Raw genomic sequence first — 19,122 nt, forward strand, 5'->3', positions numbered from 1 at the left:
ACATGTCTGCTGCCAAATCCATTGATATCAAGAAAAGTGTGGTCGATACGGTGCTCGCGGGGCTGATTTCGCTGATCGTGTTCGGCCCGATTGTCGGCGTGGTGCTCGACGGCTACAGCTTCAACCTGGAACCTGCGCGGGTGGCCGTGCTGGTCGCCATCGTCATGGCCGGGCGCTTTGCCCTGAGCCTGTTCCTGCAAACCCCCAAGGGCGTGAAGATCCTGCAGGGGTTCGAGAGCAGCGGCTCCGGTGTGCACGTGCTGCCACCGGACTACAAGTCGCGGCTGCGCTGGATCATCCCGGCGCTGATCGTGATCGCCATCGTGTTCCCGATCTTTGCCAACAAGTACCTGCTCACCGTGGTGATCCTGGGGCTGATCTACGTGTTGCTCGGCCTGGGGTTGAACATCGTGGTGGGCCTGGCGGGCCTGCTCGACCTGGGTTACGTGGCCTTCTACGCCATCGGTGCCTACGGCCTGGCGCTGGGTTATCAATACCTGGGCTTGGGCTTCTGGAGCGTGCTGCCACTGGCGGCCATCGCGGCGGCGCTGGCGGGGTGCATACTCGGTTTCCCGGTGCTGCGAATGCACGGTGATTACCTGGCCATCGTGACCCTGGGCTTTGGTGAAATCATTCGCCTGGTGCTCAACAACTGGCTGTCGTTCACCGGCGGCCCGAACGGTATGCCCGTGCCGTCACCGACCTTCCTGGGCCTGGAGTTCGGCAAGCGCGCCAAAGATGGCGGCATTCCGTTTCACGAGTTTTTCGGCATCGATTACAACCCCAACATCAAGTTCATGTTCATCTACATCGTGCTGTTTCTGGTGGTGCTGGCCGTGCTGTACATCAAGCATCGCCTGACGCGCATGCCGGTCGGCCGCGCCTGGGAAGCCCTGCGCGAAGATGAAATCGCCTGCCGCTCCATGGGCCTGAACCATGTGCTGGTCAAGCTCTCGGCCTTCACCATTGGTGCGTCCACGGCCGGTTTGGCCGGGGTGTTCTTTGCCAGCTACCAGGGCTTCGTCAACCCGTCGTCGTTTACCTTCTTCGAGTCGGCGTTGATCCTCGCCATCGTGGTGTTGGGCGGCATGGGCTCGACGGTCGGCGTGGTGATCGCCGCGTTTGTGCTGACCGTGGCGCCTGAATTGCTGCGCAGCTTCTCTGAATACCGTGTGCTGCTGTTTGGCGTGTTGATGGTGGTGATGATGATCTGGCGACCGCGCGGCTTGATTCGCATCAGCCGTACCGGCGTGACGCCACGCAAGGGGGTAGCGCCATGAGCAAAGAAGTCGTCCTCTCCGTGGAGCACCTGATGATGCACTTCGGTGGCATCAAGGCCCTCAGTGATGTGAGCCTGCAGGTCAAACGCAACTCGATCTTCGCCCTGATCGGCCCCAACGGCGCCGGCAAGACCACGGTGTTCAACTGCCTCACCGGCTTCTACAAAGCCAGTGGCGGCAAGATCGAACTCAACGTGCGAGGCAAGCAAACCAACGTGATCCAACTGCTCGGTGAGCGCTTTGAGGCCACCGACTTCGTGTCGCCAAAAAGCTTCCTCAGCCGTGTGTACTACAAAATGTTCGGCGGCACCCACCTGGTGAACCGCGCCGGCCTTGCGCGCACCTTCCAGAACATTCGCCTGTTCAAGGAAATGTCGGTGCTGGAAAACCTGCTGGTGGCCCAGCACATGTGGGTCAACCGCAACATGCTTGCCGGCATCCTCAACACCAAGGGCTACCGCAAGGCCGAAAGCGATGCGCTGGACTGCGCGTTCTACTGGCTGGAAGTGGTCGACCTGGTGGACTGCGCCAACCGCCTGGCCGGCGAGCTCTCCTACGGCCAGCAGCGCCGCCTGGAGATCGCCCGCGCCATGTGCACGCGGCCGCAGATCATCTGCCTGGACGAACCGGCAGCGGGTCTCAACCCTCAGGAAACCGAAGCTCTCAGCGCGATGATTCGCCTGCTGCGCGACGAACACGACCTTACGGTGGTGCTGATCGAACACGACATGGGCATGGTGATGAGTATTTCCGACCATATTGTGGTGCTGGACCACGGCAACGTGATCGCCGAAGGCGGCCCGGACGCGATCCGCAACGACCCGAAAGTGATCGCCGCCTACCTGGGCGCGGATGAAGAGGAGTTGGTATGAGTGCACCTATCCTCGAAATGAAGGACCTGGACGTGTTCTACGGCCCGATCCAGGCCCTGAAAAAAGTCTCGCTGCACATCAACGAAGGCGAAACCGTCAGCCTGATCGGCTCCAATGGCGCGGGTAAATCCACGTTGCTGATGTCGATCTTCGGCCAGCCTCGGGCCGAGTCGGGGCAGATTCTCTACAACGGCGTCGACATTACTCACAAGTCGTCCCACTACATCGCTTCCAACGGCATTGCGCAGTCGCCGGAAGGGCGGCGGGTGTTCCCCGACATGACCGTGGAGGAAAACCTGCTGATGGGCACCATCCCTATTGGCGACAAGTTCGCCAGTGAAGACATGCAGCGCATGTTCGAGCTGTTCCCCAGGCTCAAGGAGCGGCGCAACCAGCGGGCGATGACCATGTCCGGTGGCGAGCAGCAAATGCTCGCCATCGCCCGTGCGCTGATGAGCCGGCCCAAGTTGTTGCTGCTCGATGAGCCAAGCCTGGGGTTGGCGCCGATTGTGGTGAAGCAGATCTTTTCCACCTTGCGCGAGCTGGCGTCCACCGGGATGACCATCTTCCTGGTGGAGCAGAACGCCAACCATGCGCTGCGCTTGTCGGACCGGGCCTATGTGATGGTCAATGGTGAGATCCGCCTGACCGGCACCGGCAAGGAGTTGCTGGTGAACGAGGACGTGCGCAACGCCTACCTGGGCGGTCACTGACCTAAGATCCAGGCGCATCAACCCTGTGGGAACCGGGCCTTATGTGGGAGCCGGGCTTGCCCGCGATAGCATCACCTCGGTTTAGCTGACATACCGAGGTGGCCGCATCGCAGGCAAGCCAGCTCCCACCCAAGGCCGGTTCCCACATTTGTTTTTGGGATGTCCACAAGCGCTCAACCAAATTGTGGAAAACAAATCCAGCCCACCTCAAAAGCGCGACATATAGCCGCCGCAAATCCCTGTTTTGTCACAGTTTTGACTTGTCCCCATCCACTGTGGAACCGGCTGTGGGTAACGTGGGAGTAGCTGGCTGAAAGCCTTTAACGACGTGGCTTACAGCTCTGTGGTTGTTTTTTGACCAGTGTGTTTTTCACGAGCGCCCCAGGGGTTTGTCAACCTGTTTAAAGACACAGGTATATGAATGAAATAAGTCATTCCAGCCTGTGGATAAGTCTGTGATTAAACTCTGGAAAGACGCACGCAGGGGCCGGAATGACTGGCCTGGAGCCATCGTTGTGTTTTTCTGCAGTTGTCAGCGCCTACATAGGCGCTCCCCCAGGTCAAGCAAAAAACTTTCTAAAACCGCCTGCAACCCTTGTACACAGCGGCTTTGAGCCGTTTGCACTTGCCCCCAAAGACTGTGGGCGCAGTTGTGGATAACCTGCGCGCATATGGCTGCAAGCCACGGTTTATAAGGCTTTAACAGTGTTGATTAAAAAATGACCAGTCGCGCAGGCATGTGCGTGCATAGCGGTTGCCGCAACGGCGGCGTAAGGGCATTCTGCTGGCTGTTTTTTTCCCGATGCCCGCAAGGAGAACACTATGTCCGACACGCTGTTTATCACTGGCGCTACTTCAGGTTTCGGCGAAGCCTGTGCTCGTCGTTTTGCCGAGGCCGGCTGGAAACTGGTGCTCACCGGTCGTCGTGCCGAGCGCTTGAATGCCTTGGTCGAAGAGCTTTCCAAGCAGACCGAAGTGCATGGCCTGGTGGTGGATGTGCGCGACCGCAAAGGCATGGAGGAGGCCATCGCCAACTTGCCGCCGTCGTTCGCCACGCTGCGCGGCCTGATCAACAACGCAGGTCTCGCCGTGGGCACTGACCCGGCGCCCAAGTGCGACCTCGACGATTGGGAAACCATGGTCGATACCAACATCAAGGGCCTGCTGACCACCACCCACCTGCTGCTGCCGCGCCTGATCGCCCATGGCCGCGGCGCCGGGATCGTCAACCTGGGCTCCATCGCCGGTAACTACCCGTACCCGGGCAGCCATGTGTACGGCGGTTCCAAGGCGTTCGTGAAGCAGTTTTCGTTGAACCTGCGCTGCGACCTGCAAGGCACCGGCGTACGGGTGACCAACATCGAGCCGGGCCTGTGTGAGAGCGAGTTCTCCTTGGTGCGCTTTGGCGGTGACCAGGCGCGTTACGACGCCACCTATGCCGGGGCCGAGCCGATCCAGCCGCAGGATATTGCCGACACGATTTTCTGGGTGATGAACACCCCGGCGCACGTGAACATCAACCGCCTGGAGTTGATGCCGGTAAGCCAGACCTGGGCTGGGTTTGCGATTGAGCGTGGGGCCAAGGGCTAAGCACCTGCGTGACACACTGTAGGAGCGAGCTTGCTCGCGAAAAACGCTAACGATGACGCGGGTATCTTGAATACACGCGGCGCGCTCAGGTTTTTCGCGAGCAAGCTCGCTCCTACAGTAAATGGTGGCAAATCGGCCAAAATGCGGCATAAGGTACACTCTGCGCCTGAAAACCCCACCGCACCCAGCGGTTTAAAGGTTTTGACAGGAGGCAATGTGAGTAACCGAGGTGAGCAGGCACTGCTCAAACAATCGACCATCCTGATGTTCGCAGTCGCGATCGCCGGGATTGTCACGGGTGTGATATCCGGCGCCCAATCCATTCTGTTCGACGGCTTTTTCTCGTTGATCGCCACCGCCATCAAGGTGTTGATGCTGATCACGGCCAAGCTGATCGCCAAGAAAAGCAACGAGCGGTTCCAGTTCGGCTATTGGCACCTGGAGCCGATGGTGCTGCTGATAGAAGGCAGTTTCCTGCTGCTGATAGCCATCTACGCGTTCCTCAATGGCGTGTTCGGCATTATCAATGGCGGGCGCGAAATCGAGTTGGGGCTGGTGATCGTTTATGCGGCGGTGTTTACCGTCGTGGAGTTCGCCTACTTCTTCTATGTGCGCTACCGCAATCGCACACTCAAATCGTCGTTGATTCAGTTCGACAACATCAGCTGGCTGGTGGACGCGATGCTGTCGGTGGGCTTGCTGATCAGCTTCCTGGCCGCGCTGTTGCTCAAGTCCCAGGGCTATGGCGAGTGGGCGGTCTACGTCGACCCATTGATCCTGATCCTGCTGGCCCTGAGCATGCTGGCGCCGGCATTCAAGATTTTGCGCCCGGCGTTGCGCGAAGTATTGGGTATCGCACCGGATCACTTGGACGACAAGGTCCGCGAAGTGATGGACGCGGCGCAGGCCAAGCATGGTTTCGACGACTACGTGTCCTATGTGCAGAAGCACGGGCGCGCGCGGTTTATCGAGATTCATGTGGTGCTGCCAGCGGATTACCCGGTGGATAACGTCGCCACCCTCGATGGGCTGCGTGAGGAGATATCCACAGGGCTGGGGGCGGCGGATGCGGCGCGGTGGTTGACGATCAGTTTTACAGGCGACCGCAAGTGGATTGCATAAAGTCTGTTAGACCGAGGTGAGGCTATCGCAGGCAAGCCAGCTCCCACAGTAAAATGTGGGAGCTGGCTTGCCTGCGATGGGGCCCAGCAGGTCAGCCCAGATGCTGGACCAAACCCTGATAGCAAGTTGCCAAATGATAAGGCGTAGTCGAAGGCATATCCCTTCGGCTCACCTTACCCTCGGCATCCAGGCATTCGTGCCAACCCTTTGCATGCAAAAAGCGCTGTTGCAACGCCTGCAACTGACGCAACAGCACCGCTTCGCTGCCTGGCCGCAAGGTCAGTGCCCGCAGGTATTCCGCCTGCGCCCAGATCCGTTGGGTACCGTCGCGCACCGTGCCATCCAGCGCGAGCATGCCGCTGACCGCGCCGCTTAACTTATCCACACCCTTGTGCTCGGCATAGGCAAATGCCCGTGTCAGCGAGCCATGCAGCGCAGTGCCGCGCAGCACAGCTGAAGATTCGAGCAAAAAGAACCATTCGAACTGGTGCCCCGGCTCAAACCAGTTATCCACAGCGCCCAAAGGTTTCTCCATCATCACGCCGTGCTCGCGGTCGATAAAGCGTTGCTGCATGGCCGTCGCCAATGCCAGCAGGGCCGCTTGTACCTGGGCGTCCTCGCGTACCGCGAGCGTTGCCAGGAAACCTTCGGCCAGGTGCATCAGCGGGTTTTGCAAGGGGCCTGAGTTGAGCGAGGCCCAATTGCGCTCCAGTACCGCCTCGTACAAGCCGTCGCCGGTGGCAAAACGTTGGGCGACGACTTCCAGGGCGGCGTTGAGCACCGACTCTACCAACGGTTCACGCACCTTGGCCCAGTAATGGGCGCAGGCAAAAATAATGAAGGCGTGGGTGTAGAGGTCTTTGCGCTTGTCCAGCGGCTGGCCGGCGGGGTCGATGCTGTAGAACCAGCCACCGTGTTCGGCATCATGAAAGTGCCGTTGCAGGGAGCGAAACAGCGCCGCCGCACGTTCTTCGGCGAAAGCCGCGCCGGGCTCGCCGATCAGGCTGGCGAACAGGTACAACTGTCGGGCGCAGGCCATGGCGCGATAGCGCTGGGGGGGCAGTGGCTGGTGGTCGGCGTCCAGGGCCTCAAAGGGCAGTGCCAGGTCGGCATTCCAGCCCGGGCCTTGCCAGAGCGGCACGATCAGGTCATGGAAGTGCGTGAGCACAGGCGTCAGGGAAGAGGGGGAAGCGATGGGCATTGGCTGGCGTCGTCACGGCAGGGGTGTTTGCCGCGCATGGTAGCAGGCTTGGGATCGGTGGTGTTTGTACTGGCGCTATCGCGGGCAAGCCCGCTCCCACATTTTTGAAGTGTGAACCCTCTCATATGTGGGAGCTGGCTTGCCTGCGATGAGGCCCTTGCAGTCGCTGAAGATCAGCCCGCCAGCAACCAAACCCCAGTCGCCGCCGAAGCCGCCCCGGCCACTCGCACCAATGGCGCTGCAGCTGCCGGCAAAAAGCGCACCACCGCATAACCCGCAGCATGCAACGCCGCAGTCGCCCCCACAAACCCGGCAGCATAGGCCCAAGGGCTGGTCATATCCGGCAGCTCCAGGCCATGGGCCACGCCGTGAAACAGCGCAAACAAGGCCGTGGCGCCCACGGCCACGAACAGCGGCGGCCGTACCGCCAATGCTACCGCCAGGCCCAACGCCAGCACCGAGGCGGCAATTCCGCTTTCCAGCGCCGGCAGTTGCAGCCCTTCAAAACCCAGCACGCCGCCGATCAGCATGGTGCCGACAAAGGTGCACGGCAGCGCCCAGCGCGCGGCGCCTTTTTGCTGGGCCGCCCAGAGGCCCACCGCAACCATGGCCAGCAAGTGATCGAGGCCGCCCAGGGGGTGGCTGATACCGGCTACCAGGCCATTGTCGCCATGGCCCGGATGGGCGAAGGCCAGGGCCGGGGCCAGCAGCAGCGCGGCGGCGGCGAAAAGTCTGTTGAGTCTCATGGACAGGTTCCTTATGGGTTGGTCAGGCGGTGGTCAGCAGGCCCTGGCGTTCGATGAAGGCGACGATGTCGTCCAGGCCGACCCCGGTTTTCTGGTTGCTGAACACAAAGGGTTTGCCGTTGCGCATGCGTTGGGTGTCGCTGTTCATCAGTTCCAGCGAGGCACCGACCAGCGGGGCCAGGTCGATCTTGTTGATCACCAGCAGGTCGGATTTGCAAATACCGGGCCCGCCCTTGCGCGGCAGCTTGTCGCCCGCAGACACATCGATCACATAGATGGTCAGGTCCGACAGTTCCGGGCTGAAGGTGGCCGACAGGTTGTCGCCGCCGGACTCCACCAGAATCAGGTCCAGGCCGGGAAAACGGCGGTTGAGTTGGTCCACGGCCTCCAGGTTGATCGAGGCATCTTCGCGAATCGCCGTGTGCGGGCAGCCACCGGTTTCCACGCCGATGATGCGCTCCGGCGCCAGGGCCTGGTTGCGCACCAGGAAGTCGGCGTCTTCGCGGGTATAGATATCGTTGGTGACCACCGCCAGGTTATAGCGATCGCGCAGCGCCAGGCACAGGGCCAGGGTCAGGGCGGTCTTGCCCGAGCCTACCGGGCCGCCGATACCGACGCGCAGGGGTTGTGTGTTCATGTGCTTCTCCACAATCAGGAACGGAACAGGCGGCTGTACTGGCGCTCATGGGCCATGCACGCCAGGGACAGGCCAAAAGCGGCGCTGCCTAAATGGTTAGGGTTAATGCGTTCGGCATCCTGCTGGGCTTGTTGCAGCAATGGCAGCAGTTCGCTGGTCAGGCGCTGGGCGGCTTGCTGGCCCAATGGCAGGGTTTTCATCAGCACGGCCAATTGGTTTTCCAGCCAGCTCCACAGCCAGGCGGCAAGGGCGTCGTCGGCGCTGATGTGCCAGGCGCGCGCGGCCAAGGCCCAGCCAAGGGCCAGGTGCGGTTCGTCGCGTTGGGCGAGAAAGTCACGGGCGCTGTCGTCCAGTTCCGGCAAGCCGTTGAGCAGTTGTTGCAGGGAGTAGCCCATCTGGCGGCTCTCCTGATACAGCTCGCGGGTCTCACGGCTGGCGCGGTGCTCGTCGCACCACTGCGCCAGTTGCGCCCAGTCCTGCTCGACGGCTGCGCGGCAATGGGCGAGCAACAGCGGCGCTTCGAAACGCGCCAGGTTGAGCAGCAACTGGTCACTGATCCAGCGTCGGGCGCTCGCGGCATCCTGCACACGGCCGTTGTCCACCGCCATTTCCAGGCCCTGGGAATAGCTGTAGCCGCCAATCGGCAATTGCGGACTGGCCAGGCGCAGCAGCGCCCAGGCTGGGTTCATAGACGCACGCCGAACTGATGCAGCTTGGGCGCGTAGTTGAAGTCTTCATCGCCATGGCGTGAATGATGATGGCCACCGCCATAGGCGCCGTGCTCGGGTTGAAACGGCGCTTCGATGGTCTGCGCATCGGCGCCTAGCTGTTCAAGCATGGCCTTGAGCACGTAGTCATCGAGCAGGCGCAGCCAGCCGTCACCGACTTGCAGGGCCACGTGGCGGTTGCCCAGGTGATACGCGGCGCGGGTCAGCTCGAAGGCATTGCGGCAGGTGACGTGCAGCAGTTGTTCAGGACGGGCGCACACCCGTACGACGCGTCCGTCTTCTGCCTGTAGGAATTCGCCATCGTGCAAGGGCGGCTGGCCCCGCTCCAAAAACAGGCCGACGTCTTCACCGTCGGCACTGAAACAGCGCAGGCGGCTTTTGCTGCGGGCTTCGAAGTTGAGCAGCAACTCGGCGGCCCAGAGGGCTTGGGGGGCGATTCGGCGGTGTATCACCAGCATCAGAGAGCTTCCAGCTGTGAGCGATGAAAGACCTAGAGCAAGGGGCTTGCCAATCATGGAATTGAGTAGGAATTCCCTGTAGTCAGGCAGGCATGCTGCTCAATAGGGCGTCGGATAATTCGGTGCGTGTATCAATTTGGTGCGTGCCGATGTTTATAGCACCGACGAAGGGCGTTTTGCGTTGATGGCGGCGCTCAGCTTGATGAAATTTCTTTCATCTTTTTCTCAGTAGGTATTTTTTAGGATTTTTCCTACGAGTCATCAGGATTTGGAGTTCATGAGATTACCTGCGGGTTCTTTAGGCTATGCGCCCTGTTTAATGCCACCGCGACGTTTATCATGCTTCGATCAATTTTCTGTATATGCCTGGTCAGCCTGACCTTCTTTATTTCATCGGCATCGGCCAACTTTCAGCCCCGCGCCACCTTCGGTTCGTCGCTGCAAAGTATCAAGCCAGCTTCTATCGACGACGTGATCGATCGTGCCCATGAGTTGCTGGGCACGCCCTACAAGTGGGGCGGTACTTCGGCGGAGCAGGGCTTCGATTGCAGCAGCTTCCTGGTGTACCTGTTCAAGACCCAGGCCAATATCCAGATACCGCGCACCACCACGGCCATGCACCGCTCATCGGCGGCGACCATCAAGCGCAATGCATTAAAGCCAGGGGATGCGGTGTTTTTCAAAGGCAATGGGCGCGGCCAGGTCAGCCATGTCGGCCTTTACATCGGCCAAGGCAAATTCATCCATTCGCCGCGCACCGGCAAAACCATCCGTATCGACTCATTGAGCAATCGCTACTGGAACAAGCACTACACCACTGCCAAGCGTTTCCACACGGCGGGTTGATTGCGTTATTCGGTGCTGCCCAGCCCTTGCCAATGCTTGAGGCCGATAAAGATAAAGCGCAGTTGCTGGGTGATTTTCGCCTGGGGTGTGAGGTGGGCCGGCAAGGCGTGGGCCGGTGGGTCGATGATATCGGGCAGGGTGGCGAACACGCTCTTGACGATCAGGTCGGCCATCACATGCAAACCTTCCGCATCCAGGTGCTGCAACTTGGGCATCAGCGTCAGGTCGGCGGCCAGGTCGCGGGTGATGTCTTCGCGCAGGGCGGCGATGGCTTGGCGCACGGCCAGGCAGCCGCCGTACTGTTCGCGGGCCAGAAACAGAAATTGCGAACGGTTGGCCGAGACCACATCGAGAAAGATGCGCACCGAGGCATCGATGATGCCGCCCATCACGAATTCGTTGTGGCGCACCAGGCGGATCGTGGCGCGGAAGGTCTGGCCGACTTCGCTGACCAACACCAGCCCGAGCTGGTCCATATCGGCGAAATGGCGGTAGAAACCGGTGGGCACGATACCTGCGGTCTTGGCCACTTCACGCAGGCTCAGGCTGCCAAACCCACGGCCACACTCCATCAGATGGCGGGCTGCGTCCATCAGGGCGAGGCGGGTCTGTTGCTTTTGTTCGGCGCGGGGCAGCATGAGCGGATGAGCTTTGTCGGCAAGTACAGCGACGCACTCTAGCAAAAGCGCTTTGCCGGCGTCGAACTTGGCAGGGGCGGGGCGTGACGCGGTCTATATAAAAGCAAAAGCCCGATCAGCAGATCGGGCTTTTTTCTGGGCCACCACAGGCTTAGCTCTGTGCTTGATGCAGTTCTTGCAGACGGTCGGCACCGCCTTCAGCAACGCCTTCGGTGTAGGCGCGTTTGTTGGCTTGTTCAGCACCGCCTTCGACCAAACCTTTCTCTTGCAGACGGTTGTAGCCATTTTCAGCTACGGCGCCTTTGGCGTAGTCACGGTTTTCGTCTTCTTGCGAACCGCTGCGAGCCACGGTTTGGCTGGTTTGCACGGCTTGGGCTTTGTTCTGTGGGGTGGCCTGTTCGGCAGCTGGCAGGGCAAAAGCGCTGGAAGCCAGGACAGATAACAGAACGGTAGCGAGTAATTGGCGTTTCATGATGGTTGCTCCTAGGGAGGGCGATAAAGTGGGTACAGGGCTAATGTTACCCTTGATAAGTCGATATAAAAGTTCATAAACACAATGGTAATAATCAACAGAATTGATTGTTCTCGCCAAAGGCTCTAGACCGAGCCTCTCAAGCCCGCGGCTTTGCACCGATGTGGGTATTTTCGACACGAACCTGGGTAACAATGGTGCATCGTCGATGGGAAAAATGGTCTGGTTGATCAGGAAAATCGCTTTTTTCGGCTAAATCCGCCGTTGCGTTAAACCCCCAGGCACTTTGCCAGTCGTAGTCCTATAAGCTGTTTAAAAGGCTGTCGCCCAGCCAGTCGTATTCAGGAGTCCTGTGCAATGACGCGCACTCGTAAAATTCTCGCTTGGAGCTGCGCCAGCTTCGTTCTGTTAATGGCCATCGTGGTACTGGTGTTGGTGTTTTTCGACTGGAACCGCATCAAGCCCCCCCTCAATGCCAAGGTCTCCGAAGAACTGCATCGTCCGTTCGCCATTAACGGCAACCTCGCCGTGGTGTGGCAGCGTGAGCCCGATGAAGGCGGCTGGCGCGCCTGGGTGCCGTGGCCCCATGTGATTGCCGAAGACCTGACCCTGGGTAACCCCGATTGGTCGAAACAACCGCAGATGGTCACGCTCAAGAAGGTTGAGCTGCGCATATCGCCCCTGGCCTTGCTGGTGCAGCGTGTGGTGATCCCGCGCATCGACCTCACCGAACCCAGTGCCCAGTTGCAGCGCCTGGCGGATGGCCGCGCCAACTGGACCTTCAAGTTCGACCCCAAGGACCCCAACGCCGAACCGTCCAACTGGGTGGTTGACATTGGCGCCATCGGTTTCGACAAAGGCCATGTGACCCTCGACGATCAGACCCTCAAGACTCAGCTGGATGTGATCATCGACCCGCTGGGCAAGCCGATCCCCTTTGGTGAAATCGTCGGCGACGCCGACGCCAAGAAGGCCCTGGAAAAAGGCTCGGCGCCCCAGGACTATGCGTTCGGCCTCAAGGTCAAAGGCCAGTACCACGGGCAGAAGCTTGCGGGCACGGGCAAGATCGGTGGCTTGCTGGCCTTGCAGGACGCGGCCAAGCCGTTCCCGCTGCAAGCCCAGGTCAAGATCGCGGACACGAGCATCGCTCTAGCCGGCACCCTGACCGACCCACTGAACCTCGGCGCCCTGGACCTGCGCCTGAAGCTTTCGGGCAGCAGTCTGGGCAACCTGTACCCGCTGACCGGCGTGACCCTGCCGGACTCGCCGGCCTATTCCACCGACGGCCATCTGATCGCCAAACTGCATGAAGCCAGCGGCGCCTCCTTCCGCTACGAGAACTTCAACGGCAAGATCGGCAACAGTGACATCCACGGCGACCTGGCCTATGTCGCTAGCCAGCCACGGCCCAAGCTCAGTGGCGCGCTGGTATCCAACCAACTGCTGATGGATGACCTGGCACCTTTGATCGGCGCGGACTCCAACGCCAAGCAAAAAGCCCGTGGCGGTGAAAGCAAACAGCCGGCGACCAAGGTGCTGCCGGTTGAGGAGTTCCGCACCGAGCGTTGGCACGATATGGATGCCGACGTCGAGTTCACCGGCAAGCGCATTGTGCACAGTGCCGACTTGCCTTTCACCGACCTTTATACCCACCTGGTGCTCAACGACGGCCAACTGAGCCTCGAACCCCTGCGCTTCGGCGTGGCCGGTGGCAAGCTCGATGCGCAGATTCGCTTGAACGGTCGCACCACGCCGATGGAAGGTCGCGCCAAACTCACGGCGCGTAATTTCAAGCTCAAGCAGCTGTTCCCGACCTTCGAGCCGATGAAAACCAGCTTTGGTGAACTCAACGGTGATGCCGATATTGCCGGGCGCGGTAACTCGGTGGCGGCACTGTTGGGCACGTCCAGCGGTGACCTGAAGATGCTCATCAACGATGGCGCCATCAGCCGTAGCCTGATGGAAATCGCCGGGCTCAACGTGGGCAACTACGTGGTGGGCCGGCTGTTCGGCGACGAGGAAGTGAAGATCAACTGCGCGGCGGCGGACTTCGGCATCAAGACCGGCCTGGCGACCACGCGGCTGTTTGTGTTCGATACCGAGAACGCGATCATCTACATCGATGGCACCGCGAATATGGCCACTGAGCAGTTGGACCTGACCATCACGCCGGAATCCAAGGGCTTTCGCCTGTTCTCCCTGCGTTCACCGCTGTACGTCAACGGCCCGTTCATCAAACCCAATGCCGGGGTCAAGGCCATCCCGCTGGCCCTGCGCGGGGCCGGCATGGTCGCGTTGGGTGTGATTGCCGGACCGGCCGCCGGCTTGCTCGCCTTGGTGGCCCCAAGCGGTGGTGAGCCCAATGAGTGCGCACCGTTGCTGCAACAGATGAAGGAAGGCAAGGCGCCCAAGACCGTGAAGTAACTGTGGGAGCGGGCTTGCCCGCGATAGCGGAGTATCAGTCAATGATTTATCAACTGATCCAACGCTATCGCGGGCAAGCCCGCTCCCACAGGGGGGATGTTGCGGTGTTAGTGGTTACAGGTCTTGCAGAATATCCGCCATATCGTCGGCGTGTTCTTCTTCCTGGGCGAGGATGTCTTCGAAGATGCGACGGGTAGTCGGGTCTTTATCACCGATGTACTGGATGATCTCGCGGTAGCTGTCTACTGCGATCCGCTCGGCCACCAGGTCTTCGTAGACCATTTCCTTCAAGGTGTTGCCTGCCACGTATTGCGCATGGGAGTTCTTGGACAGCAGGTCGGGGTTGAACTCCGGCTCGCCGCCCAGCTGCACGATGCGTTCGGCCAGTTTGTCGGCGTGCTCGGCTTCCTGAGTGGCATGTTCCAGGAACTCATCGGCAGCCACGCTGGCCTTGAGGCCGTTGGCCATGAAGTAGTGACGCTTGTAGCGCAGCACGCAGACCAGTTCGGTGGCCAGCGACTCGTTGAGCAGGCGGATTATTTCTTCGCGGTCGGCGTCGTAGCCTTCGGTCACGGCGCCGTTTTCGACGTTCTGGCGGGCGCGGCTGCGCAGGGTCGCAACGTCAGTCAATTGTGCTTGAGTCATTTCAATCTCCTGGGGCTAATCCGGTTGTACGCCACGCTCTGCCGGCGAGGTCGTTATCAGGTGTGAGTCCTGGGCGGCGCAAAAAGTTTTATTGGATTTGCCTGCGGGTGTCATCTTCTGGTCGCGGGCGTGGGCTAGCCTGACTTTATTCCGTCTGGATCAAGGACGTTCGCCCCATGCCGCAGTCGTTAGCTACACGTTACCCCTTGGTATTGGTGCCCGGCATGCTGGGTTTTGTACGCCTGGGGTGGTTCCCTTACTGGTACGGCATCGTCCCGGCGCTGCGGGCTGGCGGGGCGCAGGTGTTTGCCGTGCAAGTCGCGCCGCTGGATTCCAGCGAGGTGCGCGGTGAGCAGTTGCTGGTGCAGATCGAGCGGATTCTGCGCGAGACCGGCGCCGACAAGGTCAACCTGATCGGGCATAGCCAGGGCTCGCTCACCGCTCGTTATGCGGCGGCCACGCGCCCGCAATGGGTGGCCTCGGTGACCTCGGTGGCCGGGCCCAACCATGGCTCGGAACTGGCCGATCATATCCACGCCCATTACCCGGTCGACAGCGTCAAAGGCCGGCTGATGAGCGCGGCCTTTCACTTGGCCGCCTGGGTGATGGGCCTGTTGGAAACCGGCTATCGCGGGCCACCCTTCAAGGCCGATCTGTCGGCCTCGCATCAGTCCCTGACCAGCGCGGGCGTGGCGCTGTTCAATCGCCAATATCCCCAGGGGTTGCCCCAGGAATGGGGCGGGCAGGGAGTGGAGGAGGTCAATGGTGTGCGCTATTACTCGTGGTCTGGCACCTTGCAGCCGGGCAAGACCGACCGCGGGCGCAACCTGCTGGATGGGACGAATCGCAGCTGCCGCTGGTTCGCCCGCAGCTTTGTGCGGGAGAAGGGCCAGTGTGACGGCCTGGTCGGGCGTTACAGCTCACACCTGGGCACGGTGATCGGCGATGACTACGCCCTGGACCATTTCGATATCGTCAACCAATCCCTGGGGCTGGTGGGCAAGGGGGCCGAGCCGATCCGCTTGTTTGTCGAGCATGCCCGGCGGCTGAAGGCGGCCGGGGTTTAGCCGGGGTACCGCGTTATCGTTCTTCGCAGGCAAGCCAGCTCCCACAGGGGAATGTCTTTCAAATGTGGGAGCTGGCTTGCCTGCGATAGCGATGTTTCAGGCCACACAGGCTCGACGGCTAACCGGCGTGGTCCAACGCTCCGACAAAATCACGCCACCCAAGGTCAGCAAACCACCCACCAGGTGATACAGCGCCAACTCTTCCTTGAGCACCAGCGCGGCAATCAGCGCGGTAATCAACGGCAGCAGGTTGAAAAACAACGTGGTGCGGCTTGGCCCCAGGGTCTTCACCGAGTGCATCCACGCCAACGGCGCCAGCATCGACGCCAGCAGGCACGCATACAGCACCAGCGGGATATTCGCCCAACCCAGTCCTGCCTTGGCCGAGAACAGGTACAGCGGAAACAGCACCACCACCGCCACCAGCACCTGCAAATACAGGAGCACCAACGGCGGCAGGCGCAGCTGCCATTTTTTCAGCAGGGTGCTGTAGACCGCGTAGGCCAGCGTGGCAATCAGCATCATGCCGTCGCCCAGGTTGACCCCATGTTGCAGCAGCGCGCCCAGGCTGCCGGCCGACACCACCACGACCACGCCTGCGAACGACAGCACCGCGCCGGTCAAGGCGCCAAAGGTCAGGCGTTGGCCAAGGCTGATGATCGCGGCGGTCAGAGCCATCAACGGCATCAGCGACAGGATGATGCCCATGTTGGTGGCGCTGGTCAGCGTCGCGGCGTAATAGGCCAGGCTTTGATACACCGCCATGCCGAGTACGCCGAGGATAAAGATCTTGCCCAGGTTGGGGCGGATCTGCGGCCAGTGGGCGATCACCGGCTTGAGCATGAACGGCGTAAACAGCAACGCTGCGAACAGCCAGCGGTAAAAGCCGATTTCAGCCGGGAAGATCGAGCCCACGGCCAATTTGTTGACCACGGTGTTGCCGGCCCAGATAAAGATAGCCAGCAGCGGATACGCGTATTGCATTGAAAAGAAACCCAGTGTGTTGACGAGGCAGGATTATCCTCTGTCTGGATCGAAGCCTATACTGCGATCCAGACAACCGAGCGTTGAATCCAGACAACATGCCCCGACACACCGTACGCCTGCCCGATTTCGCCCGCCTGCCAAGCCCTGTGTACTTTCGGTATTCCGATTTTGCCCCGGACACCGAATGCACCCCGCACCAGCACACCTGGGGTTCGCTGGATTACTCGGCCAGCGGCGTGATGCGCATGGAAGTGGCGGGCAATCGCTTCATGTCGCCACCGCAGTACGCGGTATGGGTGCCGCCGCATACCGAGCACAGCTCCTACAATGCCGAGGCGATTGTCTACCACTCTGTGGGCCTGGCGCCGCAGCTGTGCGAGCAGTTGCCGCAGCAGCCTTGCACGCTGGCGATCAGCGACATTCTCAAAGCGATCCTCAAGGATTTCGCCCTGCGCGACGTCAATGCGCCGCGAACCGATGCCGACATCCGCCTGGCCCAAGTGCTGGTGGACCAGCTCCGGCAGGCGCCGGTCCACGACTGCTTCCTGCCCTACGCCCGCCACCCTGGGTTGCTTGGGGTCTTGGAGGGCATGCAGGCCGAGCCGGGAGACAACCGCCCGCTGGCGCAATGGGCCCAGCAGGTGCATGTGAGCGAGCGCACCCTGGCGCGCCAGTTTGTGCGCGAGCTGGGCATGAGCTTTGGCGAATGGCGCCAGCGCCTGCGCTACCTGGCGGCCATCGAAGCGCTGGACAGCGACCGCAGCGTGCAACACGTGGCGTTTGATCTGGGCTACAGCACCGCCTCGGCGTTTATCGCCATGTTCCAGCGCCACGCCGGCTGCACGCCGGAGCAATACCGGCGGGCGAATATTCGTGGCCGGTGAAGTTGTAACAGGTTTTGACTACACTGCGCTGTAGGCCGTGCCCGTCGGCACGGTAACAGGGAGAAAACTCCATGAAGATGCTGCGTATTCCGTTGTTGATGATGGGCCTGCTGATGTGTTCCCAGGGTTTTGCCGCCACTGCCCAGCAGAACAAAATGACCACCTGCAATGCCGAAGCCACCACCAAGACGCTCAAAGGCGATGAACGCAAGACTTTCATGAAGACCTGCCTGTCGGCACCTGCCGCCAACGACGCCAAGACCTTGACCGCGCAGCAGCAGAAGATGAAAGACTGCAATGCGTCGGCGAAAACCCAAGCCTTGGCCGGTGACGCACGCAAAACTTTCATGAGCACCTGCCTGAAGAAATAATAGCCCCGGGCCATAGAAGGCTGCGACACTCGCACACAGCCCCTTTGTAGGAGCGAGCAAGCTCGCGAAAAACGTGAACGATCACACGGGCGCCCTGACTAAACGAGGCGTTCTTGCGTTTTTCGCGAGCAAGCTCGCTCCTACAACATCCTTCAACGCCGTTTGTTTTGAGGCTGTATGCCAACGTTTTCTCAGCGTCATGTGTTGTTGCTGTCCAGCTACATCATCATTTTCGGCGGGTTGCTGCTGGTACTGCCGCTGAAATTGCTGCCCAGCCTGCTGGCCGGCCTGTTGGTCTATGAGCTGGTCAACATGCTCACCCCTCAACTGCAACGCCTGATCGAAGGCCGGCGCGCACGCTGGCTGGCGGTGGCCTTGCTGGGCACCCTGATCGTCAGCGTACTGGCCTTGATCTTCGCCGGCGCCATCAGCTTCTTGCTCCACGAAGCGGAAAACCCCGGGGCTTCCCTGGATAAATTCATGGGCGTGGTTGACCGCGCGCGCGGCCAATTGCCGCCGTCCATTGACGCCTATTTGCCCGCCAGCGCCGCGGAATTTCGCGTCGCCATTGGTGATTGGCTGAGCAAGCACCTGAGCGAACTGCAACTGGTCGGCAAAGACGCCGCCCACATGTTCGTCACCTTGCTGATAGGCATGGTGCTGGGTGCGATCATCGCCTTGCAGCGCGTGCCCGACTTGACCAAGCGCAAACCCTTGGCCGCCGCGCTGTTCGACCGCCTGCACCTGCTGGTCCAGGCGTTTCGCAATATCGTTTTTGCCCAGATCAAGATCGCCGCGCTCAACACCGCCTTCACCGCGGTGTTCCTGGCAGTGGTGCTGCCGTTGTGTGGCATTCACCTGCCGTTGACCAAGACTCTGATCGTGCTGACCTTCCTGCTTGGCCTGCTGCCGGTTATCGGCAACCTGATTTCCAACACGCTGATCACTATCGTGGCGCTGTCGCTGTCGATCTGGGTGGCGGTGGCGGCGCTGGGGTATTTGATCGTGATCCACAAGGTCGAGTACTTCCTCAACGCACGTATTGTAGGCGGGCAGATCAGTGCCAAGTCGTGGGAGTTGTTGTTGGCGATGCTGGTGTTTGAGGCGGCGTTCGGCTTGCCGGGGGTGGTGGCGGGGCCGATTTACTATGCCTATCTGAAGAGCGAGCTGAAGCTCGGGGGGATGGTTTAGGCCTTGTGTCGCCTGGGCTGACGCCATCGCGGGCAAGCTCGCTCCCACATTGAAATGCGATCACCTGTGGGAGCTGGCTTGCCTGCGATGACGGCCTCACAGCCGGCCCCTATCTATCTGACGCCCCGCGATCAAACTGTGTGCGGGCTTGCTCGCGAAGGCGGCCTGACAGCCGACACTGTTATACCGAGTACATATCCATTCCTGCGGTAACGGCCACTTAGGGTTCCGCTTTTACAGCGGGTCACTT

General features: G+C 60.6%; 20 protein-coding genes. 11 read left to right on the top strand and 9 right to left on the bottom strand.

What is annotated here, in order from left to right; translation table 11 throughout:
• Positions 1–2 precede the first annotated feature (2 nt).
• From livM to DK871_RS11470, 5 genes are all read left to right on the top strand, one after another.
• Positions 3–1,280 (top strand): high-affinity branched-chain amino acid ABC transporter permease LivM, encoded by a 1,278-nt coding sequence (gene livM, locus DK871_RS11450; RefSeq protein WP_161905103.1) that lies wholly within the window; start codon positions 3–5, stop codon positions 1,278–1,280.
• The gene (locus tag DK871_RS11455) at positions 1,277–2,152 is read left to right on the top strand and encodes an ABC transporter ATP-binding protein (RefSeq protein WP_003188102.1); all 876 of its coding nucleotides are present in this window, start codon (positions 1,277–1,279) and stop codon (positions 2,150–2,152) included. The genes livM and DK871_RS11455 overlap by 4 nt, the downstream gene beginning before the upstream one ends.
• The gene (locus DK871_RS11460) at positions 2,149–2,865 is read left to right on the top strand and encodes an ABC transporter ATP-binding protein (RefSeq protein ID WP_003188103.1); all 717 of its coding nucleotides are present in this window, start codon (positions 2,149–2,151) and stop codon (positions 2,863–2,865) included. The genes DK871_RS11455 and DK871_RS11460 overlap by 4 nt, the downstream gene beginning before the upstream one ends.
• A gap of 822 nt (positions 2,866–3,687) precedes the next feature.
• Positions 3,688–4,455, top strand: a complete 768-nt coding sequence (locus DK871_RS11465) for an SDR family oxidoreductase (protein ID WP_161905104.1) — start codon at positions 3,688–3,690, stop codon at positions 4,453–4,455.
• A gap of 216 nt (positions 4,456–4,671) precedes the next feature.
• On the top strand, positions 4,672–5,577 hold the full coding sequence (locus tag DK871_RS11470) for a cation diffusion facilitator family transporter (protein WP_161905105.1): 906 nt from the start codon (positions 4,672–4,674) through the stop codon (positions 5,575–5,577).
• Positions 5,578–5,668: 91 nt separating this feature from the next.
• On the opposite strand, the gene DK871_RS11475 is transcribed toward DK871_RS11470, so the two are convergent.
• From DK871_RS11475 to ureE, 5 genes are all read right to left on the bottom strand, one after another.
• Positions 5,669–6,778 carry an AGE family epimerase/isomerase gene (locus DK871_RS11475; RefSeq protein WP_161905106.1) on the bottom strand — a complete coding sequence of 370 codons (1,110 nt, stop codon included), beginning with the start codon at positions 6,776–6,778 and terminating at the stop codon, positions 5,669–5,671.
• 173 nt (positions 6,779–6,951) lie between these two features.
• Complete coding sequence (locus DK871_RS11480; protein ID WP_161905107.1) at positions 6,952–7,524, bottom strand: HupE/UreJ family protein; 573 nt, start codon at positions 7,522–7,524, stop codon at positions 6,952–6,954.
• A gap of 22 nt (positions 7,525–7,546) precedes the next feature.
• Entirely contained in the window at positions 7,547–8,161 is a 615-nt protein-coding gene (ureG, locus tag DK871_RS11485; RefSeq protein WP_161905108.1) for an urease accessory protein UreG, read from the bottom strand.
• A 14-nt stretch (positions 8,162–8,175) separates the two neighbouring features.
• Positions 8,176–8,850: an urease accessory protein UreF gene (locus tag DK871_RS11490; RefSeq protein WP_161905109.1), complete on the bottom strand. Its 675-nt coding sequence runs from the start codon at positions 8,848–8,850 to the stop codon at positions 8,176–8,178.
• On the bottom strand, positions 8,847–9,347 hold the full coding sequence (ureE, locus tag DK871_RS11495; protein ID WP_003188112.1) for an urease accessory protein UreE: 501 nt from the start codon (positions 9,345–9,347) through the stop codon (positions 8,847–8,849). Before ureE ends, DK871_RS11490 begins: the two co-directional genes overlap by 4 nt.
• A 339-nt stretch (positions 9,348–9,686) precedes the next feature.
• Between ureE and DK871_RS11500 the strand changes: the two genes are divergently transcribed.
• Positions 9,687–10,193: a C40 family peptidase gene (locus tag DK871_RS11500; protein ID WP_161905110.1), complete on the top strand. Its 507-nt coding sequence runs from the start codon at positions 9,687–9,689 to the stop codon at positions 10,191–10,193.
• A 5-nt stretch (positions 10,194–10,198) separates the two neighbouring features.
• Here the strand turns inward: DK871_RS11500 and DK871_RS11505 are convergent, their stop codons facing one another.
• Positions 10,199–10,831, bottom strand: coding sequence for a TetR family transcriptional regulator (locus DK871_RS11505; RefSeq protein ID WP_003188114.1), 633 nt, complete (start codon positions 10,829–10,831; stop codon positions 10,199–10,201).
• Positions 10,832–10,982: 151 nt separating this feature from the next.
• The gene (locus tag DK871_RS11510; protein WP_003188116.1) at positions 10,983–11,303 is read right to left on the bottom strand and encodes a hypothetical protein; all 321 of its coding nucleotides are present in this window, start codon (positions 11,301–11,303) and stop codon (positions 10,983–10,985) included.
• 357 nt (positions 11,304–11,660) lie between these two features.
• Between DK871_RS11510 and DK871_RS11515 the strand changes: the two genes are divergently transcribed.
• Positions 11,661–13,727, top strand: coding sequence for an AsmA family protein (locus DK871_RS11515; RefSeq protein ID WP_161905111.1), 2,067 nt, complete (start codon positions 11,661–11,663; stop codon positions 13,725–13,727).
• A gap of 114 nt (positions 13,728–13,841) precedes the next feature.
• Here the strand turns inward: DK871_RS11515 and DK871_RS11520 are convergent, their stop codons facing one another.
• The gene (locus DK871_RS11520; RefSeq protein ID WP_003188119.1) at positions 13,842–14,372 is read right to left on the bottom strand and encodes a bacterioferritin; all 531 of its coding nucleotides are present in this window, start codon (positions 14,370–14,372) and stop codon (positions 13,842–13,844) included.
• A 176-nt stretch (positions 14,373–14,548) separates the two neighbouring features.
• Between DK871_RS11520 and DK871_RS11525 the strand changes: the two genes are divergently transcribed.
• A complete protein-coding gene (locus DK871_RS11525) occupies positions 14,549–15,439 on the top strand; it encodes a triacylglycerol lipase (protein WP_161905112.1) in 891 nt (296 codons plus the stop codon).
• Positions 15,440–15,535: 96 nt separating this feature from the next.
• Here the strand turns inward: DK871_RS11525 and DK871_RS11530 are convergent, their stop codons facing one another.
• Positions 15,536–16,423 carry a DMT family transporter gene (locus DK871_RS11530; RefSeq protein ID WP_161905113.1) on the bottom strand — a complete coding sequence of 296 codons (888 nt, stop codon included), beginning with the start codon at positions 16,421–16,423 and terminating at the stop codon, positions 15,536–15,538.
• A gap of 98 nt (positions 16,424–16,521) precedes the next feature.
• On the opposite strand from DK871_RS11530, the gene DK871_RS11535 reads away from it, so the two are divergent.
• The 3 genes from DK871_RS11535 (at position 16,522) to DK871_RS11545 (ending at position 18,872) form a co-directional block, all read left to right on the top strand.
• Positions 16,522–17,310, top strand: a complete 789-nt coding sequence (locus DK871_RS11535; RefSeq protein WP_161905114.1) for a helix-turn-helix transcriptional regulator — start codon at positions 16,522–16,524, stop codon at positions 17,308–17,310.
• Between the two features lie 71 nt (positions 17,311–17,381).
• A complete protein-coding gene (locus DK871_RS11540; protein WP_161905115.1) occupies positions 17,382–17,681 on the top strand; it encodes a PsiF family protein in 300 nt (99 codons plus the stop codon).
• A 177-nt stretch (positions 17,682–17,858) separates the two neighbouring features.
• Positions 17,859–18,872: an AI-2E family transporter gene (locus DK871_RS11545; protein ID WP_003188124.1), complete on the top strand. Its 1,014-nt coding sequence runs from the start codon at positions 17,859–17,861 to the stop codon at positions 18,870–18,872.
• Positions 18,873–19,122: the final 250 nt, after the last annotated feature.

The organism is Pseudomonas sp. L13 (assembly GCF_009935965.1).
Lineage (GTDB): Bacteria > Pseudomonadota > Gammaproteobacteria > Pseudomonadales > Pseudomonadaceae > Aquipseudomonas > Aquipseudomonas lactis.